Genomic DNA, 24,230 nt, shown 5'->3' with positions numbered 1-24,230 from the left:
TGGTCAGTGCAGCGTTCGCATTCGTCGTATCCATGCTCTTCATTTGAGCCGATGCGAAGCGTCAAAAACTGAAATACCTACACTCCTGAAGAACAAACAACACCGAAAAGCGCATGCCCCGCCCGGCCATGCGCTTTTCCTTTGTCTGCAATAGCGTGTGTCGGTTTAAGCTGCCGCGCCCGCACTTCTTGCCGTCTGGCGCGAGAGGCCGAGATTGTCGAGAACGGCCGAAACCAGCGGCGCACGGTTCATCGTGTAGAGATGGAACTCGTGCAGCCCGCGGCGGATAAGATCTTCGATCTGTTCCGCGGCAACCTCGGCTGCGACCTTGGCGCGCTCTTCCGGCTTGTCATCATATCCGGCAAAACGCGCATCGAGGAAATCAGGGATGACCGTGCCGCAGGCACCGGCAAAACGCTTCAGCTGCGTCAGATTCTGGATCGGCATGATACCAGGCACAACGGGGATCTTGACGCCGGCGGCGCGCACCTTCTCGAGATAGCGCTCGAAATTGTCGTTGTCGAAGAAGAACTGCGTCAGCGCGCGGTCGGCGCCATTCTCGGCCTTCTGCCTCAGCATGTCGATGTCGGCCACCTGGTCGCGGCTTTCCGGATGCTTTTCCGGGTAGGCAGAAACAGAAATCTCGAAATCGCCGATCTGCTTGAGGCCGGCCACCAGTTCCGCCGCATTGGCATAACCGCCCGGATGCGGCTGATAGGGCGCACCGACGCCGCCGGGCGCATCGCCGCGCAACGCCACGAAATGCGTCACACCCGCCTTGCGGAAGCTGTCGACGACCTGATGCGTCTCTTCCTTCGTGGCGCTGACGCAGGTGAGGTGCGAGGCGGTTGCGAGCGGAGTGTCAGCCAGAAACCGCGTGACGGTCGAGAGCGTCGGCGCCTTGGTGGTGCCACCGGCACCATAGGTCACGGAGACGAATTCCGGGTTCCAGTCCTGCAAATCGCGGACGGTGTTCCACAGCTGACCTTCCATCTCCTCGGACTTCGGCGGGAAAAACTCGAAGGAGATCGCAATATCGCGGCGGCGGGCGTCGTTTTTCTGGGTCATTTATTCTCTCCCGGCAAATGTAGGTACGGCGCCTTCGCTCTCCAGCGAGGCCATGAGGCGCCTCGGGTCGCGCGCGAGCCAGATCGTGACCGTAAGGCCCTGCCCACCCTGCTGACCCGGATGAAGATCGACGACCTGCTCGACATCGAGCCCGGCTTTACGCACCCATTCCGACATGGCCTGATGCGAAAAGCCGAGACGGACATGGGCATGTTCATCGCGAAGGTATTCGAGATTGTGCGGCGCCAGATCGATGATGACGAGACGTCCGCCCGGCCGCAGCATGCGCGCGGCTTCGGTGATCGCGATATCAGGCTGATCGAAGAAATGCAGCACTTGATGGATGGTCACCAGATCGAAATCCTGTCCCTCGAAAGGCAGGTTCAGGATATCGGCATGGCGCACCGAAGCCGTCGTGATACGTGACTTGTCGAGATTGGCGCGCGCCACGCTCAGCATGTCGCGGCTGGCATCGACGCCGATTGCGTGGCGATAACGACCGGACAGAAGCTCCAGCATACGGCCGGTGCCGGTGCCGAGATCGAGCAGGGAATCGATCGGATTGCCGCCAAGCAGCTTGATGACTGCCGCATCCACCTCTTCGTCAGCGGCGTGCAGACGGCGAAGCTCGTCCCATTCGGCAGCATTACGGCTGAAATAGGCCTGTGCCCGTTCGGCGCGCTGCCGCTTGACGGTGGCGAGGCGCTCGCCGTCGCGCTGGACGACGGGGTCGTTTTCGGAGACATGCTTTAGCAAAGCCCGCACCAGCGCGGCAGCCTTGCCCTCATGCGCCAGCCGGAAATAGGCCCAGGCACCCTCCTGGTAGCGGTCGATCAGTTCCGCCTCACCGAGCAGCTTCAGATGCCGTGAGATACGAGGCTGGGATTGGCCGAGAATTTCCGTAAGATCGGTCACGGTCAGGTCACCCGCCGCCAGCAGCGCCAGCAGTCGCAGGCGCGTCGGTTCGCCGGCCGCCTTCAAGACGTCCACCAGCGCATCCAGTCCAAGCCTTAGGGGTTCGTTCATATTCTACCCAATCAAGATATAAAGATATCTTTATGTGATTTGGATAGCTGAGGCAAGCGGCATTTCACCGATTTGCGAAATTGCCTTTGGTGATAACGACAATAAAAACAAGAAAGCCCCGGCCAAATCGGGGCTTTCCGAAAGCGTAAATGATCGCTGATCAGCGGGTCAGGCGCTTGTGAGCCTGGCTKCCGGGGTTGAGGGCATCGGGGCCGAGACGACGGACCTTGTCCTGCTCGTAATCCTCGAAGTTGCCTTCGAACCATTCAACATGGCCGTCACCTTCGAAGGCGAGGATATGCGTCGCCAGACGGTCGAGGAACATGCGATCGTGGCTGATGATGATCGCGCAGCCTGCAAATGCTTCCAGCGCGCTTTCCAGAGCGCCGAGCGTTTCCGTATCGAGGTCGTTGGTCGGTTCGTCGAGCAGCAGAACATTGCCGCCGGCCTTCAGCATCTTGGCAAGGTGAACGCGGTTGCGCTGGCCGCCCGAGAGATTGCCGACCTTCTGTTGCTGGTCGCCGCCCTTGAAGTTGAAGGCGCCGCAATAGGCACGCGAGTTCATGTCGAACTTGCCGAGCTTGATGATTTCGGCGCCGCCCGAGATTTCTTCCCAGACCGTCTTGTTGCCGTCGAGCGCGTCGCGGCTCTGGTCGACATAACCGAGATGCACAGTCTCGCCGACGCGGACCGATCCGGCATCCGGCTTTTCCTGGCCGGTGATCATCTTGAACAGCGTCGTCTTGCCGGCGCCGTTCGGGCCAATAATGCCGACGATGCCGCCCGGCGGCAGCTTGATCGACAGATCGCTGATCAGCGTGCGGCCCTCGAAGCCCTTGGTGATGCCTTCCATCTCTATGACCACCTGGCCGAGACGCTCGCTGACCGGGATGATGATCTGCGCGTCACCGGGACGCTGCTTCTCGGCGGCTTCCACCAGCTGTTCGTAAGACTTGATACGCGCCTTGGACTTCGCCTGACGGGCCTTCGGGCTGGAAGCGATCCATTCCTGTTCGCGGCTGATCGCCTTCTGGCGGCCTGCCTCTTCGCGGTTTTCCTGCAGCATGCGCTTGGCCTTGGCGAGCAGGTAAGCCGAGTAGTTGCCTTCGTAGGGGATGCCACGGCCGCGATCAAGTTCGAGGATCCAGCCGGTGACGTTGTCCAGGAAGTAGCGATCGTGGGTGATCATCATCACGGCGCCCGGATAGTCGCGCAGATGCTTTTCAAGCCAGGCGATCGTCTCGGCGTCCAGGTGGTTGGTCGGTTCGTCGAGCAGCAGCAGATCCGGCTGCGACAGCAGCAGGCGGCAAAGCGCGATACGGCGGCGCTCACCACCCGAAAGGCTGGTGACTTCGGCGTCGCGCGGCGGGCAGCGCAGGGCTTCCATTGCCATCTCGACCTGGCTTTCCAGATCCCAGAGGTTCTGGCTGTCGATGATGTCCTGGAGCTTTGCACCCTCATCCGCCGTCTCGTCGGAATAGTTCATCATCAATTCGTTGTAGCGCTCGAGCACAGCCGTCTTGGAGGCGACGCCTTCCATGACATTCTCAAACACTGTCTTGTTCGGATCGAGTTTCGGTTCCTGTTCCAGGTATCCGACCGTCGCGCCTTCGGCGAGCCAGGCTTCACCGGTATATTCCTTGTCCTGACCGGCGATGATGCGCAGCACGGTGGACTTACCGGCGCCGTTCGGGCCGAGGATACCGATCTTGGCGTCGGGGTAGAAAGAAAGATGGATATTCTCGAGGATCTTCTTGTTGCCATAGGCCTTGTTGAGGCCGGACATGTGATAGATGAACTGGCGTGCCATGCTGGGATGCTCCGGGCGGAAACTTGAAATCGTGGCCGCTATGTAGGCGAAACCACGCCCGCGGGCAACGCCGAAACCCTGTTTCGTCAGGATTTCGGCATGTTTCCATCAGAAGCCTGCAGCATCCACAAGGCCTTCGTCACAGCCGAAGGACGTCTGCCCTGCCCCCTGGATGAGGCCGCCAAGACCCTTCTCCTTTGCCTGAGCAGAAACGGCATCCTGCGAAAGCCCGATCGTCAACTCGCTGATCACGCGTTTGTTGCCGACGCGCCGGCAGCTCATCTTCACCCGGTCGCTGGCGCCTGCGCCGAAGCTCTTGTCGAAGGCCGCCTTGATTGCATCGGCCTTCAGCGTCTTGCCGACATTGGCGGCAAAGAGATCACGCACGGCAGAAGCATTGAGATCGCCCATCAGATGAATGGCGGTGGTGAAATAATCGTCGGCACTCATTTTCGTGCAGGTGCCGTGCTTGATCCATTCATGCCGATCAAGACCCGACTGCGTGCCGGGCATCGCCTTGTCGAGTGCCGCCTTCGTCTCGGCCGAAAGGCTCACGGCCGGCAGGCTCGTCCAATTACTGTCCTTATCTGCAGCCTTCTGATCGGTGGGTACGCCACAATAGTCCTGCCGCATTGGCCACAGACCGTGGAGAGAAAAGTTGGTCGCGTCGTAGCGGTCGCCGCTTTGGTTGGCGCATTCCGCCTTCTTCTGGTTGGTCTGGCAGAAAGCCGGCTGCCAGCTTGCCGCCAGGATGAAGCGCGTGCGCCCGCTTTCCTGCGCGGATGCGGAACCGACTGACGATAACGAAAGAAACAGGATGGAAATTGAAAGGAAAAACTTGCCCATTGATAGCCCCGACAAAGAACAATACAGGAACAAAAAAGCATGAAGACGGAGTTTGCGCAACCCTGAATCGCAACGAAAACCATGCTTTCTCATGTATGAGCCAAACCGCAATATTGCATTTGCCTTGATATCTGGTCTTTTGAGCGCGGGAGGAATGCATGTTTTCCGAGACATTGCGGCTTCAGAATGCCKGGGCTTCGCTTGCCTATCATCATCAGCCAGCGGAGGGACAAGCGCGGGCTATCCTGATGATTTCTCACGGGCTTGCCGAACACTCGCGCCGCTACCGGCGCTTTGCCGAGGCCATGGCCGCAAGAGGCTATCACGTCTACGCGCATGACCATCGCGGCCATGGCGAGACCACCGCACCCGATGGACCGCTCGGCCGTTTCGCAAGACGGGGCGGCATCGAACACGTCGTCGACGACATCGCCGCCATCCACGGCTTTGCCACGAACCGCCATCCCGGCCTGCCGGTCATCCTGTTCGGTCATTCGATGGGTGGCCTGATCGCGCTGAACGCTGCCGCCGCTCTTCCCGGCCGTTTCGCCGCCCTTGCTATCTGGAATTCGAATTTCGCCGTCGGTCTTTCCGGCCGCACCGCGCAAGCGATCCTGCTTGCCGAGCGCGCATTGAAAGGCTCCGACGTGCCGAGCGACATGCTGCCGAGGCTGACATTTGCCGCCTGGGGCAAATCCATTCCCGATCACCGCACGGAATTCGACTGGCTGTCGCGCGATCCTGCCGAGGTCGACGCCTATATTGCCGATCCGCTTTGCGGCTTCGATGCCTCCGTATCGCTTTGGCTGGACGTCTTCGCCCTCACTTTCCGCGGCATAGAAGACCGGCAGCTCGGGAAGCTGCCGAAGGACCTGCCGATCCATCTTGTCGGCGGCGGTAATGACCCGGCGACCAACAATGGAAAAGCCGTACTCTGGTTGTCAAAGCATTTGAAAAGCCAAGGCTTTTCCCGTATCAGCACTGAGATATATCAGGACATGCGGCATGAAACGCTGAACGAGATCGGCGCGGAAACGGCAATTGCGGATTTCGCCGGTTGGTGCGACGAGGCAATCCGCACGGTCCCGAGCGAAAGGACCTGAGATGACGAGCCTGAGTTCCACCCGCCATCCCGCCTCATCCGAGGTGACGCTCGGTTTGCTTTTCATGCTGCTCTCGGTGCTGATCTCGCCGCTGATCGATATCTTCTCGAAGCTGGCGACGACAACGATCTCCTCGACGGAGGTTGCCGCCTTCCGTTTCGTCATCCAGTCGCTCACCATGCTGCCTTTCATATTTCTGCGCGGTGCCAAGATCCAGGTCTCGCTGAAGCAGAGCTGGTATCATGCGATCCGCGGCGCGATGGTCACCATCTCGATGATCAGCTTCGTCACAACGCTGAAGGTCATGGCGGTTGCCGATGCGATCGCCATCTTCTTCGTCGAGCCGATCATCCTGACGATCCTCAGCAGCATCTTTCTGAAAGAGACCATCGGCTGGCGGCGCTACAGCGCCTGCGCCGTGGGCTTCCTCGGCGCCATGCTGATCATCCAGCCAAGCTTCGAGCAGGTCGGCTACATCGCCCTGCTGCCCGTCGTCAGTGCCTTCTGCATCGCCGTCTTCGCACTGATGACACGCGTGCTGTCGCATCGGGAAGATCCCTGGGCCATGCAGTTCCAGACCGGCCTCTGGGGCATTTTCTTCTGCGCCGTCATCCTGTTCTTCGGTTATGGCAGCGGCTCCGACATCATCGACACGACCATGCCCGATCTTCCCGCCTTCGGCTACCTGCTMGGCACAGGCATCGCCGCGGCGATCACCGGCATCCTTGCCGCCTATGCCTATCGCGCCGCCCCGGCTTCCACGCTGGCACCGCTGCAATATCTGGAAATCGTGTCGGCCACGGTCTTTGCCTGGCTGGTTTTCGCCGATTTTCCGGATGCCTTGAAATGGGTCGGTATCCTCATCGTCATCGCCTCGGGTCTCTACATCATCTGGCGCGAGCGGCGCTTTGCTTCCAAACCCGTATCCGATACATCTGAGGCAACGCGGGCGCCCTGAAATCCGCCGCCCACGGAAGGAGTTTGGGAGGAATCCGGGAGGAACATGACGGAAGACGTGAAGAAGAAGCCGCCGCTTGCCGGGATCAGGGTCATCGAGCTTGCACGCGTGCTGGCCGGTCCCTGGGCGGGTCAGATGCTGGCCGACCTCGGCGCCGATGTCATAAAGGTGGAAAATCCTGATGGCGGCGACGACACGAGGCACTGGGGGCCGCCCTTCGTCGAGGGCGCGGATGGAGAAAACCTCTCTGCCGCCTATTACCACTCCGCCAATCGCGGCAAACGGTCCGTCACCGCCGATCTCAAAAGCGCGGAAGGCCAGTCGCTGGTGCGCCGCCTCGTCGCCACCGCCGATGTGCTGATCGAGAATTTCAAGCTCGGCGGCCTTGTCAAATATGGGCTCGATTTCGAAAGCCTGAAGGCGATCAACCCGCGCCTCGTCTATTGCTCCATCACCGGCTTCGGCCAGACCGGCCCCTACGCCAATCTCGCCGGCTACGATTACATCGTCCAGGGCATGTCCGGCTTCATGTCGATCACCGGAGAGCCTGAGGGACAGCCGATGAAGGCGGGTGTGGCCATCGCCGATATCTTTACCGGCATCTATGCCGTCTCGGCGATCGAGGCCGCCCTCATCCATGCCCTGAAATCAGGCGAAGGCCAGTTGATCGACATGGCGCTGCTCGATGTGCAATCGGCAGTCCTCGCAAACCAGAACATGAATTATCTGGTCTCCGGCCGCGCCCCCGTGCGCCTCGGCAATGCCCATCCTAATATCTCCCCCTATGAGGTCGTGCCGACGGCTGACGGCTATCTCATTCTTGCCATCGGCAATGACGGCCAGTTCCGCCGCCTCTGCACCATTCTTGGCCTCGTCATCGCCGATGACGAAAACTTCGCGACCAACAAGGCCCGCGTCGCCAACAGAGATGCAGTCCGCCGGATGGTCTCAACCGAAACGCTTAGATGGCAAAAAGCGGATCTGCTCAAGGCCTGCGAAGACAATGCCGTGCCGGCCGGTGCCATCAACACGATCGAGGAAATGTTTGCCGATCCGCAGATTGCGGCACGCGGCCTACGTGTCGATCTACCGGATGCTGCGGGCACGATGATCCCGGGCGTACGCACGCCGGTCGTGCTGTCTGAAACGCCGCTGCGATATGAACGGCCGAGCCCGCGTCTCGGCGAACACAATGCCGAAGTACTGGCCGAACTTGTGGAATGGGAGAGGAAGACATCGCCATGAGAAGGAAGGGGCCATGAAAAGGACAGGCGGACAACTGATCGTCGAAGCACTGAAGGCGAATGGTGTAAAACGCCTCTCCTGCGTCCCGGGCGAAAGCTTCCTTGCCGTGCTCGACGCCCTGCACGACAGCGATATCGATGTGATCGTCTGCCGTCAGGAAGGCGGCGCGGCGATGATGGCGGATTGCTGGGGCCGGCTGACCGGGGAGCCCGGCATCTGCATGGTCACCCGCGGCCCGGGCGCCACCAATGCCTCTGCCGGCCTGCATATCGCGAAGCAGGATTCCATCCCGATGATCCTCTTCATCGGTCAGGTGCAGCGGGAGGCGCGCGAGCGGGAGGCCTTCCAGGAGGTCGAGTTCCGCCGCGCCTTCACGGAATTTGCCAAATGGGTCGGCGAGATCGACGATGCCGCCCGCATCCCTGAATTTGTCACCCGTGCCTTTGCGATCGCCACATCCGGCCGTCCAGGTCCGGTCGTGCTGACGCTGCCCGAGGATATGCTGCGCGACGAGGTAGAAGCGCCTCGCGCCAAGCGTTACGCCCGCATCGAAGCTCATCCCGGCCGCAGCCAGATCGATGATCTCTATCTGCGTCTCTTGAAAGCCGAGAGGCCGATGGTCGTCCTCGGCGGCACCCGCTGGGATGCCGATGCGGTCGCCGATTTCCAGGCTTTCGCCCAGCGCTTCAGCCTGCCGGTCGGCTGCTCCTTCCGCCGGCAGATGCTCTTCGACCACCTGCATCCCTCCTATGCCGGCGATGTCGGTATCGGCATCAATCCGGCGCTGGCGAAGGAAATCAAGGAGAGCGACTTGCTCATCCTGCTCGGCAGCCGCATGTCGGAGATGCCATCCTCGGGCTATACGCTKATCGATATCCCCTACCCGGCCCAGTCGCTCGTCCACATCCATCCGGACCCGTCGGAACTTGGCCGCGTCTACCGCCCCGATCTTGCCATCTGCGCCGGCCCAGCCGATTTCGTCGAAGCGCTCGCCGATCTCGAAGCCCCGCCTGAGCCGCGCTGGGCCGAACGCACCGAGCGCATGCATCAGGCCTATCTCTCCTGGTCGAAACCGCCGGCGACAGGTCCCGGCGCCGTCCACATGGGGCCGATCATGGAGTGGCTTGAGGCCAATACGAAACCGGACACCATCTTCACCAATGGCGCCGGCAACTACGCCACCTGGGTGCACCGTTTCCACCGCTTCCGCCGCTTCAACACACAGGCGGCACCAACGTCAGGCTCCATGGGCTATGGCCTGCCGGCCGCGGTTGCCGCCAAGCAGCTCTTCCCCGACAGGCAAGTCATCTGCTTTGCCGGCGATGGCTGCTTCCTGATGCACGGGCAGGAATTTGCGACCGCTGTACGCTATAGCCTGCCGATCATATCGGTCGTCGTCAATAACGGCATCTACGGCACGATCCGCATGCATCAGGAGCGCGACTATCCGGGCCGGGTCAGCGCCACCGACCTTACCAATCCGGATTTTGCAGCCCTTGCCCGCGMCTATGGCGGCCATGGCGAGACGGTGGAAAAGACCGAGGACTTTGCGCCGGCCTTCGAGCGGGCGCGCGACAGCGGTAAGCCGTCGATCATCGAGATCAAGCTCGATCCCGAGGCGATTACGCCAACCAGAACACTTTCGGAAATCTCTCAAACAAAAAGCCGGTGAATTTCTTCACCGGCCTCAAGCTCGTTCTGTGCGACGCTCTTAGTCGAGAGCAGCCGTAACGATGAACTCGACCTTGTACTTCGGCGCAGCGAGCTTGGCTTCGCTGGTGGCGCGGGCCGGCGGGTTTGCCGGGTCGATCCAGCCTTCCCAGACGGCGTTCATCTCTGCGAAATAGGCGATGTCCGAGAGATAGATGATCGTCTGCAGGATCTTCGACTTGCTGCTGCCGGCAGCAGCCAGCAGGCGGTCGACTTCGCCGAGCGCGGACTTGCACTGATCGGCAACGCTTTCGCCTTCGCCGACCTGGCCTGCGAGATAGACGGTGTTGCCGTGAATGACGGCGCCGCTCATGCGGGTGCCGATGTCGATACGCTTGATGCTCATCGTGTTCTCCTGTTCATCAAATGAAAGACGCCGCGCTCAGGCGGCGTCGGATTGGTCCGGTTTGGCCGGATCAGGCGCGGATGTGATGCGTCTTCTGATAGATCGCCGTGGAGCGTGCGCCGGAGCGGCAGTAACCGAGCATCGGGCGTTCGAATTCGTCGAGCGCATCGACCATGCCCTGCACGGCTTCCTCGGTCACGCCCATCGGGCCGACAGGCACATGGGTGATCTCAAGGCCGATCTCCTTGGCGCGGGCCTCGATGACGGCAAAGGGCGTTTGATCAGGGCTTTCGTCGTCCGGACGATGGCAGACGATAGACTTGAAGCCGAGCGCCTTGATCTGGTCGAGATCCTCGACCGTGATCTGGCCGGAAACGGAGTATTCATCGTCGATCTGGCGGATATCCATCGTCTCAATCTCCTCGAAAATGGTGGGCTGAAGGTCTACGACGCACTCCCGTAGGCGTCAACACGTCTTCGCCGAACAGCCCTTCATTAGACAAAGGCGAAACGTAGCCCGTAGCTGCGGCTTTCACCTGGCTTCAACAAGTTGAACTCGCCCGCCGCCTCCAGCTCGTGGCGCAGCACCCAGCGGTGCGACACCGGTTCGATACCGACGATATCGGCCGGCGCTTTCTGGTTACGCCAGATCTGCAGATACGGCAGCGTATCGGCGMGGAACCGCACCCTCAGCGTCTTGMCACCAACGGCTGCGATTGGCCCGAGCTGGATTTCGGCAAAACCGTCCTCGGTAGCGGGGGCCTCGACACAAAAGATGCCGCCCGGCTCCTCGCCGAAGGTCCAGGGAAAGCCGCCACCATCAAGCATCCGGCCTTCGAGCCGCGTTCCGCCATCAAGCCATTTGCCGCCGGTGTTCATGTGGTACATGAGAAAGGTCGGCACGGTCTCATCGCTTGTGTTGACGACGCGATCTTCCAGCGAAACTTCGCCGGTCGCTCCGTCGATCTGCCACAGACGCTCGATGCGCTGCGGCAGGCCCTCGACCGTGGTGATGTCGATATCGGCGCGGCATTCGGCATTGCCATTCTCAAACGTCGTCCACAGCACCTTCGCCGGATGGCCGGAAGCCGAGCCGTGCAGCGGATAGATCTTACCATCAGTGCCGGGAATTGGCTGGCGATGACGGATATGATCAGGGCCGCAGGTAAAGAGGAAGCCTTCCAGCGAGTGATCGATTCGCGGGTCGCCATCATCAGGGATCGCCCGCTTCGGCGCGATATCGATGCCTTCGACGATGCAGCCGCCGATATCCAGCACCGATGTTTCGTCCAGCATCAGGCGCGGCCCGCTTGCTGCGGCAAATTCGATCATCGGCTTGTCCTCCCGGGAATCTTGGCTGCGGTAGGGTTAGGTCGTGCGATCACCCTCGTCAATCGGGACCGCTGAAATGGCCCCAGCAGCCCCGCAACCGGCGACTTCACGGGAACGTCATCTTCACGCAAGCGTTCATGGGTAAACGCGAAACACGGGTACTTTTATGTTTTGTTCAGCACGGCTTAAGAAATTCCACACTAGCGTCAAAATTGGCAGGTGTGTGTTGCCGAGCCACTGATCGAGGTGTGAGACGTGAATCGCTTTATGAAATCGGCCCTTTCCCTTTCGGCCGCGCTATTGGCGCTCGCTGCTGTCGTGCCGCAGGCCGGTGCCCAACAATTCGGCCGAAACCAGAGCGATATCGTGCTGGTGACGCCAGGCGGCGAAATTCTCGACTACGTCCCGCCCGGCCGCGGCTTCGTCTATGCCCATGACTACCGCGGCAATCGCGTGCTGGTCGACCGCTACGGCAACATCATCGCCACCGAGATGCGCGCCCGCGGCTACTATTCGCCGCGCACATCGCGTGAGGCCGCCAACGATCCTTATAACAACGATCCTTACGCCGAAGACAACCGCTACGGCGATACACGTTATTCCGAGCGAGGCCCGGTAACCGGCTCCATCCCGCAGGACGCCGCTATTGAGCGCCAGCCGCTTGACGATCAACCCTACCCCGGCGATCAGCAGGGTCAGGACGACTACGCAGCGGTCGAGCCCGGTCAGCAGATCCCCCCAGCCGACGAGCCACGCCAGGCGCCGCAGGAGCCCGTGATCACGCTCAAGGACAAGTCCAAGCCCGAGATCGTGGCGCTTCAGGTGTTTCTGGATCGATCCGGCGTTTCGCCCGGCGTCATTGACGGCCACATGGGCTCCAATGTCACCAAGGCAATTTACGCCTATGAGCAAATGACCGGCACCAAGCTCGATCCGAACAATACCGATGCGATCCTTGAAGAGCTGCGCATGAATGGCGGCCTGCCGGTCGTCAACTACACGATCACCGATGCGGATGCCGCCGGTCCTTACGTGGCGCAGATCCCGGAAGATTATTCGCAGAAGGCGCTTCTGCCGTCCCTCGCCTACACCTCTGTCACCGAAGCGCTCGCCGAACGTTTCCACATGGATGAAAACTTCCTGAAGGAAATGAATCCCAGCGCGGATTTCACGATGCCGGGCACCGTCATCAAGGTCGTCAATCCCGGCGGGAACAAGGCCGGCACTGTTGCAAAGATCCTTGCGGACAAGGGCCGCAAGCAGGTCTTCGCCTATGATGATGCCGGCAACCTCGTTGCCGCCTACCCCGCCTCGATCGGCTCCACCGATACGCCCTCACCATCAGGCACGGTGACGGTCGAGCGCGTCGCCTTCAATCCCGGCTATACCTATAATCCGAAGGTCAATTTCCAGCAGGGTACCAACGACAAGATCCTCGACATTCCGCCCGGCCCGAACGGTCCCGTCGGCACGGTCTGGATGGCACTTTCCAAGCCGACTTACGGCATTCACGGCACGCCCGATCCCTCCAGAATCGGCCGCACCCAGAGCCACGGCTGCATTCGTCTGACGAACTGGGATGCGACAGAGCTTGCCAAGATGGTCAAGCCCGGCGTGACGGTCGAATTCGTCGATTGAGGAAGTCTATTCGCTCGGCGTCTCCGCCGGGCGCTCGCCGAACTGGATGAGACGTAAGAGTTCGACCTGCTTCCTGGCGCCCGTCTTCATGTAGACGGACCGCACCTGCGAGCGGATCGTCTCACGCGAACGGCTGGTTTCGGCAGCCAGGCCAGGAATCGAGCCTCCCAAAACCAGCGCCCTGACGACCCTGATCTCAGCTTGGGTCAGACCGAAATCGTTACGCAGTTTCTCATCGCTCAGCCCCGCCGAGCTTTGTTTCGGCTCGATCATGATGGCAACGACAGGCCGTTCGAAGAAGCGTGGCTGATGGCCCTTTTCAAGCTTGAGCAAGGTGATCTTCCGGCCATCGGTCAGAACCGTCTGCTGACGCTCCACCTCCTCGCCATGGCGCAGCATCAGTGTGAGACGGTCATCGGCATCCTTGTCGGCAAGATGCAGCGTTCCGAGCGGTGAAAGCCAAACACCTGTTCCCTGTTCAAGCACCGCCTCTCCGAAGACGGAAGCGGACGCCAGTCGCCGCTCTGAATTCAGGAGAAGCACACCGACGCCAATGGCATCGAACAGCCGCCCGTTGATCTCCGAATGGTTCTTTTGCCGCCCGCCGGATTCGACCGCGATAAAGGCGCGCCTCAGATGCGGCCCGAGCCGTGTCAAGAGCGCAGCGCAGTCCCGGCTCTCGTCMGGATCGGTCCAGCGCGTCGTGGTGATCGACAGATTGAACGATCGTCCGCTCTCCCGCAGGATCGCCATGCCAACGGCGCCCTGGCCCTCCTGCCGATGCCAGAAGTCATTGAAGAACTCGGTCCTGGAGAGATCGGCATAGGATATGAAATCCTCGCCGATTGCGCCTTGCCCTGCGGGTATCTTGTCGAGGCCCGATATCCAGGGATTCAGCCGGCAGTAATACTGCGTGTAGGTATTGATCCAGGACTGGTCCATGTTGACATGGTATTGCGACGAACCTTCCGAACGCGCAGCGTCATGATGAAAAAGGCTGGTGCCCGCCCCCGGCAACAGCCCGTTCAGCTCCGTCAGGAATGTATCCCACCGCGCTTCGCCGAAAACGACTCCATAGATGGAATCGATAAGCCTGTCGTCAACTTGCCCTGTAATGCTCATGCGTTACTTCGCGGATAACGGGATTTTCTCAGCTTGAGAGGCCAGCATCTCAGCGAGCAACTGTAATCGCAAATAGAAAATGCCCCGACACAGGCCGGGGCATCAATTTTTTCATCGAATGTTATGATCAGGCAGCGCTGCGCATCGCGTTTGCCAGCCGCACCGCGACCGGGAGCCGGCCCGGCACCTTGCGGGTGATTTCTTCAGCGAAACAGTGGGCGTTTTCACGAGCCTTGTCGAGGTTGCTGACGCGCATCGGATCCATCGTATGCAGCGTGCCGCCGCAATCGAAGATGTCGCGGAATGCCGACCGTTCGATGATCGCCGTATCGAGAACCGGGACGTGACGCTCATTCAGCAGCGCCTTGACGAGCTGCAGCGCGCGGGTGGTGACCATGGAATTGACGCGGGTGAGCACGACCGAATGGCCGATCTTGATACCTGCCTTCTCCTCCAGATATTGCAAGAGTTCGAGAACCTGGGCGCCGCCGCGGGCGTCCATGGCGCAACSCTGAATCGGAATCAGCACATGGTCGGAGAGGCCGACGGCTGTTGCCAGCAGCGGATTGCGCGCGCCCGGCAGGTCGATGATGAAGTAATCGGTATTCTGCTTGTTTTCGCTGATGTGTAGCGGCAGCGAGGCAGTCGTTACGAAATCGATGACGCTGATATTTGCCACATGGCCGGAGATTTCGTGCCAGCGCGAAATCCAGTGCTGCGGATCGGCATCGAGAATGGTGACGCGGTAGCCCTGACGGGCAAGTTCGGTGGCGAGCAGCAATACCGCTGTGGTCTTGCCGGCGCCGCCCTTGGTATTTGCGAATGTGATGACTGGCATATTCTTAGTCCTCGAAGGGAAATGGCGCGAGCCGGCATCGCTCGTTGTTAATCGCACTGTCGGAGCATCGTGCGGTTAACCCATCCTTGCCAATCGTGGTTAACAAACTGTTAAACGGGCCCGCTGAAATTGCGGCCTGCATTTTTCGCATCCTAAAAAATAAGGATTTCTAAAAGCGCGTAAAGCAAGAAAAAAGCCTGGAAAGCCAAGGCTTTCCAGGCCAGTTTAGAGGTCCGCCTTTATCTGATCAGAAGCAATCCCTGAACAGGGTCTTGGTATTTTCAAGCGTCAATGCAACCGGATTACCGCCGGCGCTCGGGTCTTCGATCGCCATCGCCGCCAATTCATCGATCCGGTCGGAGGTGATTCCCATCGCCGTCAGATTGTCAGGAACGTTGAGTTCGGAACGCAGCTTCAGGACGTAATCGTAGAAACCATCGAAACCGCCTGATATCCCAAGATAGGCCGCGGCACGCGCAATCTTCTCTTCGATGGCCGAGCGGTTAAAGCGCAGGACAGCCGGCATGACGACGGCATTGGTCATGCCGTGATGGGTGTTGTAGACGGCGCCGATCGGATGCGAGAGCGCGTGGATGGCGCCAAGCCCCTTCTGGAAGGCGACCGCGCCCATCGCGGCTGCCGACATCATGTTGGCGCGGGMTTCCAGATCCGTGCCTTCCTTATAGGCGCGCGGCAGGAATTCCTTGACGAGCCGCATGCCTTCCAGCGCGATGCCGGCCGACATCGGATGGTAGAAGGGCGAGGAATAGGCTTCGAGGCAATGCGCGAAGGCATCCATGCCGGTGCCGGCCGTGATGATCTTCGGCATGCCGACCGTCAGTTCCGGATCGGCGATGACGACACCCGGCAGGAACTTCGGATGGAAGATGATCTTCTTCACATGGGTCGCCGAATTGGTGATGACGCTGGCGCGGCCGACTTCGGAGCCGGTGCCGGCGGTCGTCGGCACGGCAACAATCGGCGCTATGCCGTCGACGCTCGCCCGTGTCCACCAATCGCCGATATCCTCGAAGTCCCAGACGGGACGCGTCTGGCCGACCATGAAGGCTACGCACTTGCCGAGATCGAGGCCGGAACCGCCGCCGAAGGCGACGACGCCATCGTGGCCGCCGTCGCGGAAGGCCTTGATGCCGGCTTCAAGGTTCTTTTCGTTCGGGTTCGGATCGACATCGGCAAAGATCGCCCGGCCGAGGCCTGCATCTTCGAGAATGTCGAGCGCGTTCTTGGTGATCGCCATCGACGCGAGGCCGCGGTCGGTGACGAGCAGCGGCTTCTTCATGCCGAGGCTCTTGCAGGCGTCGGCCAGTTCCTTGATGCGGCCGCGGCCGAGCTTGACTGATGTCGGGTAGCTCCAGTTGGCGGTAATGTTGGCGCTGCTCATGCTGTGACCTTCTTGAGATGGTAGGATTTCGGGCGCGTCAGATTGTGGAAGCCGATGATCGACAGCGAGCCGCCGCGGCCGGTTTCCTTGACACCGGTCCAGCACAGAGCCGGATCGAGATAGTCGGCGCGGTTCATGAAGACGGTGCCGGTTTCGATTTCGCGGCCGAGCCGCCCTGCCCGCTCGGCATCCTTGGTCCAGAGCGAAGCCGTCAGCCCGTACTGGCTGTCATTCATCAGCGCCAGCGCTTCGTCGTCATTCCTGACCTTCATGATGCCGACGGCCGGGCCGAAAGTCTCTTCGCGCATGAAAGCCATGGAATGGTCGACATTGACGAGGACCTGCGGTGCCAGATAGGCGCCGCCATCATCAGCCGGGAAGAGCTTGGGATCGACCAGCGCCTTGGCGCCCTTGGCAACGGCATCGGCGATCTGGTCGCGCACCACCTTGGCAAAGCGCTTGTGCGCCATCGGGCCAAGCGAGGTCTCCGGATCGAGCGGGTTGCCGAGCTTGTAGTTCGAAACCCAGGCGACCGACTTCTCGACGAAGGCGTCATAGAGCGATTCATGCACATAGATGCGCTCGATACCGCAGCAGCACTGGCCGGAATTATAGGTCGCGCCATCCATCAACGTGTCGACGGCCGCGTCGAGGTCGGCATCCTCCATCACATAGCCCGGGTCCTTGCCGCCGAGCTCGAGGCCGAGACCGGTAAAAGTGCCGGCCGCAGCGCGTTCCATGGAGCGACCGCCTTCGACMGAGCCGGTGAAATTGACGAAGTTGAAGCTGCCGGCGGCAATCAGCGCCGAGGTCGTCTCGTGATCAAGGAAGACGTTCTGGAACACGTCCTCGGGAACGCCTGCCTCAACGAAGGCCTGTACCAGACGTTCACCGACGAGCAGCGTCTGTGAGGCATGCTTGAGCACGACGCTATTGCCCGCCATCAGCGCCGGGGCAATCGTGTTGATCGCCGTCATGTAAGGGTAGTTCCAGGGCGCCACGACGAAGACGACGCCATGCGCTTCACGCTCGATGCGGCGTTCGAACTTGTCGCTCTCTTCGACGACGAGCGGTGCAAGCGCATCCGCCGCAATCGACGCGACGTAATTAGAACGCTCGTTGAAGCCGCGATATTCGCCGCCATACTTGATGGGCCGGCCCATCTGCCAGGCAAGCTCGGGCACGACGACATCCGACATCTCGTTGAGACGGGCGACACCCTTCAGCACCAGTTGAACGCGATCTTCGAGCGGGCGCCTGGCCCAGGCCTTCTGCGCCTTGCGCGCACGCGCCACGGCTTCCTTTGCCGCCTCCAGCGAAAGCGCCGGACGCTCCGCATAAACAGAGCCGTCGACCGGCGAAATGCATTGGATCATTGTCATGATCTGAATCCTGTTTTCTCTGAGCCGCAGGGAAAGACGCAACGACTGATCCTCCGCAGGAGACACAAGTCGAGCGGCTTTCCGCTTCGGTTACGTTCTTAAGCTCTCTCGAAGCCGCGCGCCACTTCCCAATCCGTTATGCGGCGGTCGTATTCTTCCTGCTCCCATTCGGCAGCGCGGGTGTAGTGGTCGATGACCTCGTCGCCGAAGGCTGCGCGCAGCATCTCCGATTCGGTCATGGCCTTCGTCGCAGCGCGCAGCGTGCGCGGGATTTCGCGGATATCCTTGCCGAAATAGGCGTCACCCTCATAGGGCGCTTCCAGTTCCAACTTCTTCTCGATGCCGTCGATGCCGGCGGCAATCAGCGCTGCGAAGGCGAGATAGGGATTGAGATCGGATCCGCCGACGCGGCATTCGATGCGGATCGCCTTGGTCTCCTCGCCGCAAAGGCGATAGCCGGCCGTGCGGTTATCCTTGCTCCAGATAGCCTTGGTCGGCGCGAAAGTGCCGGCCATGAAGCGCTTGTAGGAGTTGATATAGGGTGCCAGGAAATAGGTGATCTCGCTCGCGTGGCTGAGCAGCCCGGCAATATAGTTCTGCATCAGCGGCGTCATGCCATAATGGCCGGCATGATCGAAGAAGAGCGGCTTTTCTTCCAGGCTCCAGAGAGACTGGTGGATATGCGAAGAGCTGCCCGCGGCATTGTAGTGCCACTTGGCGAGGAACGTGATCGCCTTGCCCTTCGACCAGGCGATCTCCTTGCAGCCGTTCTTGATGATCGCATGCCGGTCGGCCATGGTCAGTGCGTCGGCATAACGCACATTGATTTCTTCCTGGCCGGCGGACGCCTCGCCCTTGGAATTTTCGACCGGGATGCCGGCGCCCTGCAGACCCTTGCGGATCGCCCGCATGACCTCTTCTTCCTTGGTCGTCTGGAAGATGTGGTAATCCTCGTTATAGGCGCTGGCGAGCTTCAGGTTGCGGTAGCCGGAAGCCTGCGCTGCCTCATAGCTTTGGTCGAAGAGGAAGAATTCAAGTTCGGAGGCCATGTAGGCCTTCATGCCCATGTCCTCCAGGCGCTTCACCTGCTTCTTCAGGATCGCGCGCGGCGAATGTGCCACTTCCTCATGCGTATGGTGGTCCAGCACGTCGCAGAGAACGAGCGCGGTGCCTTCGAGCCAGGGAATGACGCGCAGCGTCGAAAGGTCCGGCTTCATCGTATAGTCGCCGTAGCCCTTTTCCCAGCTCGTCGCCTTGTAGCCGGAGACGGTCTCCATCTCCATGTCGGTCGCCTGCAGGTAGTTGCAACTATGCGTTTCCTTCCAGGCGCTTTCGAGGAAGAATTCTGCCTGGAAACGCTTGCCCATCAGGCGCCCCTGCATGTCCACCTGACAGGCCAGCACCGTATCGATGCGCCCGTCGGCGACGTCCTGTCTGAGATCGTCGAGAGTATAGCTGCTCATGATTTATCCGCCTGAAATTGAAACCGGGAAATCGGGACAACGAAACGGCATGCGACCACCGGGATTAACCCGCCCGATGCCTTTTCGTTGAACCGTGAGGGGGCCGCGTAATGCGGCCCCGCCAGTTGAGAGGGAAGCCTCGTTTCTTAGTGTTCGCCGACAGCCTTTTCGGCCGCTGCGATTTCGGCCTGGCGTTTTGCCACTTCGTCGCCGATCGGCGGCCCCTTGAAGCGGCGGCTTTCGAAGCCGAACCAGACGATGCCGGTCAGGACGAGGAAGCCCACGGTCACATAAAGCGCCGGTCCGTTCGGCGGCTGAATGCCGAGAACGAAAATCAGGATCATCGCGAGGATGGAAAGAACCGCGAAGAGCTTGAACACGCCCTCGCCCAGGTTCCATGGCCCCATCTTGTCCCACTTCGAAGTGCCCCAGGCAAAGAGGCCAAGCGCGATCGGGATCGCGAAGGAGAAGAACAGGAAGATGACCGTGCAGGATACGACGATCGTATAAACCGGCGTCTCGCCGATCGAAACCAGCGACGAGCCCCAGACGAAGAGCACCGAGAGGATCGAGCCCGTCCAGATGGCGGCAACCGGCGTGCGGTAGTTCGGGCTGACCTTCGACAGTCCCTTCGAAGCCGGCAGGCCGCCGTCACGCGAAAAGGCGAAGATCATGCGCGAGACCGACGTCACGGTGGCAAGACCGCACAGCCACTGGCTGATGAGGATCGCGAAGTAGAGAATGTCCTTCACCGTCGAATTGACCTGCGTGTCCATCGCCCAGAAGAACACGTTCCAGCCCTGCTTTGCCGCATCGTCCATGTTTGGCAGCATGAGCACGAAGGAGCACAGCATGATGTAGCCGAAGAGCGCCGACCAGAGCACGGAAGAGACCATGCCGCGCGGAACGGAATGCGCCGCCTTGACCGTTTCTTCCGACGTGTGGGCCGAAGCGTCATAGCCGGTGATCGTGTAGATCGGCAGCAGCAGGCCGAGCAGGAAGACCCAGAGGCCCGACGTCGAGGGCCAGACATTGCCACCCGCTTCGCCGGAATAGTTGGCGAAGGTGAAGAGCCGGCCGAATTCGTAGGATGGAGCCGAAATCAGGCACACGGCGGCAAGCGCGATCGCGGTCGCGAAGATGAGGTAGCCCGAGAAGTCGGTGAGTTTGGCCGTGAGACCGATACCCATATGGTTCACGAGCGCCTGCGCACCGGTGATGATCACGAGGAAGACGATGCGTACCGTCGTCGTGTCCGCCAGGCCGAAATAGCTCGTGCCGAACGTGCCCATGAAGAAATAATAGGTGCCGACATTGATGGCGCCGAGAACGGTGACGAGACCGAGCAGGTTGAACCAGGCGGTCACCCAGCCGGTGAAGCGGTTGCCGAGGATCGAGCCCCAGTGATAGAGGCCGCCTGCCGTCGKATAGGCGGAGCTGATCTGGGCCATGGCCACGGCAAAGACGAGTGAAACGAAGCAGCCAAGCGGCCAGCCGATGCCGATCGCCGCACCGCCCGCACCTGCGGTTGCCTGCGCCAGCGAGTTGATGCCGCCCGACAGGATGCAGATGATCGAGAAGGAGACGGCAAAGTTCGAGAACGAGCTCATCCGCCGTTCGAGTTCCTGGGCATAGCCCATGGAATGCAGGATGCTCATATCCTGCTTCTTATCATTTTCGGAATAGTCCGACATGACTTCCCCCTGTTGACAATCGCCCGCGGAATTGCGGCCGATCTGTGCCAATAGTGCCCGTGGCTTTCGCCTTGCGGGCTGTCGCAGTTAAACTGCTCCCCGGGGTCTTGTTTTTATTCAGGCATCCAGACTTTGCTGGATAAGCCCTGTTAGATAGTCGGCCACGACCCCTTGACCGGTATCTTCTGAAATGAGGTCGTTTCTGACCTCGATCATGACATTGCGAAGCCCGTTGGACGTGCCGTGCAGGATCAGCGTATGCGTCACGCCGTCTTCAGGCCCATAGGGTTCGTTGCGTTCGGTGCGGTAGAGCGGCGCCTCGGCCGCTGATGCCAGCATGCGATCGGCAAACCGGCTGTCCTCATCATGGAGGATGCCGAGCTCGACGGCGCGCTGCTTGCCATTGTAGACCGGAGTGAAGCTATGGATCGTCACAATGACGCAATCCTGCCCCCTCGCCTGCCGGTCGCGGATCAGCGCGCGAACGGCATCATGGAACGGCTGGTAAAGTGCTTCGGTGCGCGCGCGGCGCTCTTCGCCGGTCAAATCCTTGTTCCCGGGGATCGTGTAGATCTCGCTGACCTCGGGCATGGCGCCGGGCGAACTCGGCGGCCGGTTGCAGTCATAGATCAGCCGGGAAAAGCGCTGGTAGATCAGCGTCGCATCGAGACCCGCCGAAATGCCGCGGGCAACGGCAAGCGCGCCGGGATCCCAGGCGATGTGGCTGGAAAGCGCCTCTTGCGAAAGACCGAGATCGCCAAAATTTTCAGGAAGCGTGCGGGATGCGTGCTCGCAGATGATGAGCACGGGACTCTTGCCGTGAACGCGTTCGATTGCGACGCAATCGCCGTCCGCTTCGCTGAGAATTCGGGGCTGAGCCAGCACCAACCGCACCTCTCCATCGCTTAATGAAATCTTCACAAGAAAAGAATTCTTCAGGTTCACGGCAGTGTCAAGCGTACTCTGAAAATTTCTTTTCATGACAGTTATTGACATGGATTGTGACAGCGTTGTTAACTTTCAGTGGGAAAGTGGCATCAGACCATCCCGGGGAGCAAAATCACGTGAGTGTCGCGGCTAAGACCGTTTCGGACGTCATTCATTCACATCTCGGCGTGCTCACACGCGCCGAAAAGCAGTTGGCCGAAAGCCTCCTCGACAACTACCCCGTCTCCGGCCTCGGCAGCAYCACCACGATTGCCGAAAATGCCGGCGTCTCCACGCCGACAGTCGTGCGCATGGTCCAGAAACTCGGCTACAAGGGTTATCCGGACTTCCAGCAGCATCTGCATCAGGAGGTCGAGGCGACGATTTCCAACCCGATCGCCAAGCACGACCGCTGGGCCCAGAACGCGCCGGGCACGCATATATTGAACCGCTTTGCCGATGCCATCATAGGCAATCTGCGCCAGACGCTCTCCGATCTCGATACGGCAACCTTCGACAGCGCCGCTGCCCTGCTCTCGGACCGCAAGCGCACGCTCTATTTCGTCGGCGGACGCATCACCGGCGCACTCGCCGAATACTTCTTCACCCATATGCAGGTCATTCGCCCGAACACGGCGCTGCTCTCTTCCAATTCATCGAGCTGGCCGCAATACGTCCTCAATATGAATCCGGGCGACCTGCTCATCATCTTCGATATCCGTCGCTACGAGCAGGAAATGGTGAGCCTCGCCACCGCCGCCCGCAAGCGCGGTGCCGAAATCATCATCTTCACCGACCAGTGGGCGTCGCCTGCAACCAAGCTCGCCCGTCACGCCTTTCGCGTGCAGATCGAGGCACCGTCGGCCTGGGATTCCTCCGTCGTCACACTCTTTATCGTCGAGGCGCTCATCGAGGCGGTGCAGAACTCGACCTGGGACGAGACGAAGGAGCGCATGAAAACGCTGGAAGGCCTGTTCGAACAGACCAGGCTGTTCCGCAAACCCGGTTAGGAGGGACAACTAAAAAAAGCAAAAACAATGACGGGATTTCGCGGAAACAGGACAGCCTGTCGCAAATGAAACATTGCCGCAAGCGCCTGCTATTCATGACAAAATTAACGTCATTCAACTGTCATACAAGCTTCATCTAACGCCAGTAACAGCACATCGGACACTGAAAACCCGAAGGAGAACAACAGTGATCTCTAACATTTCTCGACTGCTCTCGCTTTCTACTGCGATGATCGTTGCTTCGACTGCGATCGCAGCAGCTGAGCCGAGCGCTGATCTTATCGCTGCCGCCAAGAAGGAAGGCACGCTGACCACGATCGCTCTCCCGCATAGCTGGTGCGGCTACGGCGACGTCATCGCAGGCTTCAAGGCCAAGTACGGCCTCGAAATCAACGAATTGAACCCGGATGCAGGTTCGGGCGACGAAATCGAAGCAATCAAGGCCAACAAGGGCAATACCGGCCCGCAGGCACCTGACGTCATCGACGTCGGCCTCTCCTTCGGCCCGTCCGCCAAGAAGGACGGCCTGATCCAGCCTTACAAGGTCTCCACCTGGGATTCCATTCCGGATAGCGCCAAGGATGCCGAAGGCTACTGGTACGGCGATTACTACGGCGTTCTCTCCTTCGTCGTGAATACCGATATCGTCAAGAACGTCCCGAAGGACTGGGCTGACCTCAAGAAGCCGGAATACGCCAACACCGTTTCGCTCGCTGGCGATCCGCGTGCTTCGAACCAGGCTGTTCAGGCCGTTTACGCTGCCGGCCTCGCAACCGGTGAAAAGGACGCGACGAAGGCTGGTGAAGCTGGTCTCGCTTACTTCGCAGAGCTGAACAAGGCCGGCGCGCTCGTTCCGGTTATCGGCAAGTCCGCTTCGCTCGCTCAGGGCTCGACCCCGATCGTCGTCGCATGGGACTACAACGGTCTTGCATGGCGCGACAGCCTTGCCGGCAACCCGCCGGTTGAAGTCGTCGTTCCGTCGACCGGCGTTGTCGCAGGCGTTTACGTTCAGGCGATCTCCGCTTTCGCTCCGCATCCGAACGCTGCCAAGCTCTGGATGGAATACCTCTATTCGGACGAAGGCCAGCTCGCATGGCTGAAGGGCTACTGCCACCCGATCCGCTTCAACGACCTCGCTCAGAAGGGCAAGGTTCCGAAGGAACTGCTCGACAAGCTGCCGCCGGCTGAAGGCTATGCAAAGGCCGTCTTCCCGACGCTCGACGAGCAGGACAAGGGCAAGACCGCAATCACCACCAAGTGGGATAGCGTCGTCGGCGCCAACGTTCAGTAATATTTGCTCCGGCCTCCCC

21 protein-coding genes are annotated in these 24,230 nt (G+C 60.4%); 7 read left to right on the top strand and 14 right to left on the bottom strand.

Translation table 11 applies throughout. From position 1 onward, the window contains the following. Nucleotides 1-165: 165 nt before the first annotated feature. The 4 genes from metF to AC1DNW_RS08140 all read right to left on the bottom strand — a co-directional run bounded on the left by metF (nucleotide 166) and on the right by AC1DNW_RS08140 (nucleotide 4,750). Entirely contained in the window at nucleotides 166-1,068 is a 903-nt protein-coding gene (gene metF / locus AC1DNW_RS08155) for a methylenetetrahydrofolate reductase [NAD(P)H] (protein WP_113300083.1), read from the bottom strand. Beyond that, nucleotides 1,069-2,094 (bottom strand): metalloregulator ArsR/SmtB family transcription factor, encoded by a 1,026-nt coding sequence (locus AC1DNW_RS08150; protein ID WP_113308054.1) that lies wholly within the window; start codon nucleotides 2,092-2,094, stop codon nucleotides 1,069-1,071. It abuts the gene before it with no gap. A gap of 160 nt (nucleotides 2,095-2,254) precedes the next feature. Then, nucleotides 2,255-3,904 carry an energy-dependent translational throttle protein EttA gene (gene ettA, locus AC1DNW_RS08145; RefSeq protein ID WP_113300081.1) on the bottom strand — a complete coding sequence of 550 codons (1,650 nt, stop codon included), beginning with the start codon at nucleotides 3,902-3,904 and terminating at the stop codon, nucleotides 2,255-2,257. 108 nt (nucleotides 3,905-4,012) lie between these two features. Beyond that, complete coding sequence (locus AC1DNW_RS08140; RefSeq protein ID WP_113308053.1) at nucleotides 4,013-4,750, bottom strand: ribonuclease T2 family protein; 738 nt, start codon at nucleotides 4,748-4,750, stop codon at nucleotides 4,013-4,015. 158 nt (nucleotides 4,751-4,908) lie between these two features. Here AC1DNW_RS08140 and AC1DNW_RS08135 point away from each other — a divergent pair, with 158 nt between their 5' ends. From AC1DNW_RS08135 to AC1DNW_RS08120, 4 genes are read left to right on the top strand one after another with little or no spacing between them, the layout of a single operon-like run. Next, complete coding sequence (locus tag AC1DNW_RS08135) at nucleotides 4,909-5,853, top strand: alpha/beta fold hydrolase (RefSeq protein ID WP_477852407.1); 945 nt, start codon at nucleotides 4,909-4,911, stop codon at nucleotides 5,851-5,853. Between the two features lies 1 nt (nucleotide 5,854). Next, nucleotides 5,855-6,811, top strand: a complete 957-nt coding sequence (locus tag AC1DNW_RS08130) for a DMT family transporter (RefSeq protein ID WP_113308051.1) — start codon at nucleotides 5,855-5,857, stop codon at nucleotides 6,809-6,811. Nucleotides 6,812-6,856: 45 nt separating this feature from the next. Further along, nucleotides 6,857-8,056 (top strand): succinate--glutarate CoA-transferase, encoded by a 1,200-nt coding sequence (gene caiB / locus AC1DNW_RS08125; RefSeq protein WP_113308050.1) that lies wholly within the window; start codon nucleotides 6,857-6,859, stop codon nucleotides 8,054-8,056. Nucleotides 8,057-8,069: 13 nt separating this feature from the next. Then, nucleotides 8,070-9,728, top strand: a complete 1,659-nt coding sequence (locus tag AC1DNW_RS08120) for a thiamine pyrophosphate-binding protein (protein WP_477852405.1) — start codon at nucleotides 8,070-8,072, stop codon at nucleotides 9,726-9,728. A gap of 39 nt (nucleotides 9,729-9,767) precedes the next feature. On the opposite strand, the gene AC1DNW_RS08115 is transcribed toward AC1DNW_RS08120, so the two are convergent. From AC1DNW_RS08115 to AC1DNW_RS08105, 3 genes are all read right to left on the bottom strand, one after another. Continuing rightward, nucleotides 9,768-10,112, bottom strand: a complete 345-nt coding sequence (locus tag AC1DNW_RS08115; protein ID WP_113300075.1) for a RidA family protein — start codon at nucleotides 10,110-10,112, stop codon at nucleotides 9,768-9,770. Between the two features lie 70 nt (nucleotides 10,113-10,182). Next, on the bottom strand, nucleotides 10,183-10,521 hold the full coding sequence (locus AC1DNW_RS08110; RefSeq protein WP_113300074.1) for a protein tyrosine phosphatase family protein: 339 nt from the start codon (nucleotides 10,519-10,521) through the stop codon (nucleotides 10,183-10,185). An 86-nt stretch (nucleotides 10,522-10,607) separates the two neighbouring features. After that, a complete protein-coding gene (locus AC1DNW_RS08105) occupies nucleotides 10,608-11,444 on the bottom strand; it encodes a DUF4432 family protein (RefSeq protein ID WP_477852404.1) in 837 nt (278 codons plus the stop codon). Nucleotides 11,445-11,699: 255 nt separating this feature from the next. Between AC1DNW_RS08105 and AC1DNW_RS08100 the strand changes: the two genes are divergently transcribed. Beyond that, the gene (locus tag AC1DNW_RS08100) at nucleotides 11,700-13,082 is read left to right on the top strand and encodes a L,D-transpeptidase (protein WP_113308047.1); all 1,383 of its coding nucleotides are present in this window, start codon (nucleotides 11,700-11,702) and stop codon (nucleotides 13,080-13,082) included. Between the two features lie 6 nt (nucleotides 13,083-13,088). Here AC1DNW_RS08100 and AC1DNW_RS08095 read toward each other — a convergent pair whose 3' ends face one another. The 7 genes from AC1DNW_RS08095 to AC1DNW_RS08065 form a co-directional block, all read right to left on the bottom strand. Continuing rightward, nucleotides 13,089-14,204, bottom strand: a complete 1,116-nt coding sequence (locus tag AC1DNW_RS08095; RefSeq protein ID WP_113308046.1) for a helix-turn-helix domain-containing protein — start codon at nucleotides 14,202-14,204, stop codon at nucleotides 13,089-13,091. 127 nt (nucleotides 14,205-14,331) lie between these two features. Next, complete coding sequence (locus tag AC1DNW_RS08090) at nucleotides 14,332-15,042, bottom strand: AAA family ATPase (RefSeq protein WP_477852402.1); 711 nt, start codon at nucleotides 15,040-15,042, stop codon at nucleotides 14,332-14,334. Between the two features lie 247 nt (nucleotides 15,043-15,289). After that, on the bottom strand, nucleotides 15,290-16,444 hold the full coding sequence (locus tag AC1DNW_RS08085) for an iron-containing alcohol dehydrogenase (protein ID WP_477852401.1): 1,155 nt from the start codon (nucleotides 16,442-16,444) through the stop codon (nucleotides 15,290-15,292). Further along, the gene (locus tag AC1DNW_RS08080; RefSeq protein WP_113308095.1) at nucleotides 16,441-17,826 is read right to left on the bottom strand and encodes an aldehyde dehydrogenase family protein; all 1,386 of its coding nucleotides are present in this window, start codon (nucleotides 17,824-17,826) and stop codon (nucleotides 16,441-16,443) included. The genes AC1DNW_RS08085 and AC1DNW_RS08080 overlap by 4 nt, the downstream gene beginning before the upstream one ends. 98 nt (nucleotides 17,827-17,924) lie before the next feature. After that, nucleotides 17,925-19,289, bottom strand: coding sequence for a glutamine synthetase family protein (locus tag AC1DNW_RS08075; RefSeq protein ID WP_113300068.1), 1,365 nt, complete (start codon nucleotides 19,287-19,289; stop codon nucleotides 17,925-17,927). 146 nt (nucleotides 19,290-19,435) lie between these two features. Beyond that, nucleotides 19,436-20,983, bottom strand: coding sequence for an amino acid permease (locus AC1DNW_RS08070; RefSeq protein WP_477852399.1), 1,548 nt, complete (start codon nucleotides 20,981-20,983; stop codon nucleotides 19,436-19,438). A 117-nt stretch (nucleotides 20,984-21,100) separates the two neighbouring features. Continuing rightward, nucleotides 21,101-21,871 carry an N-formylglutamate amidohydrolase gene (locus tag AC1DNW_RS08065; protein WP_113308043.1) on the bottom strand — a complete coding sequence of 257 codons (771 nt, stop codon included), beginning with the start codon at nucleotides 21,869-21,871 and terminating at the stop codon, nucleotides 21,101-21,103. 176 nt (nucleotides 21,872-22,047) lie between these two features. On the opposite strand from AC1DNW_RS08065, the gene AC1DNW_RS08060 reads away from it, so the two are divergent. Then, nucleotides 22,048-22,920 (top strand): MurR/RpiR family transcriptional regulator, encoded by an 873-nt coding sequence (locus AC1DNW_RS08060; protein ID WP_477852397.1) that lies wholly within the window; start codon nucleotides 22,048-22,050, stop codon nucleotides 22,918-22,920. Nucleotides 22,921-23,107: 187 nt separating this feature from the next. Further along, nucleotides 23,108-24,211, top strand: coding sequence for an ABC transporter substrate-binding protein (locus AC1DNW_RS08055; RefSeq protein ID WP_113300064.1), 1,104 nt, complete (start codon nucleotides 23,108-23,110; stop codon nucleotides 24,209-24,211). Nucleotides 24,212-24,230 lie beyond the last annotated feature (19 nt).

It is taken from the genome of Rhizobium sp. 05L429 (assembly GCF_056397645.1).
Note: the sequence above shows the minus strand (reverse complement) of the source record. Positions and strands in the feature narration are given on the sequence as shown.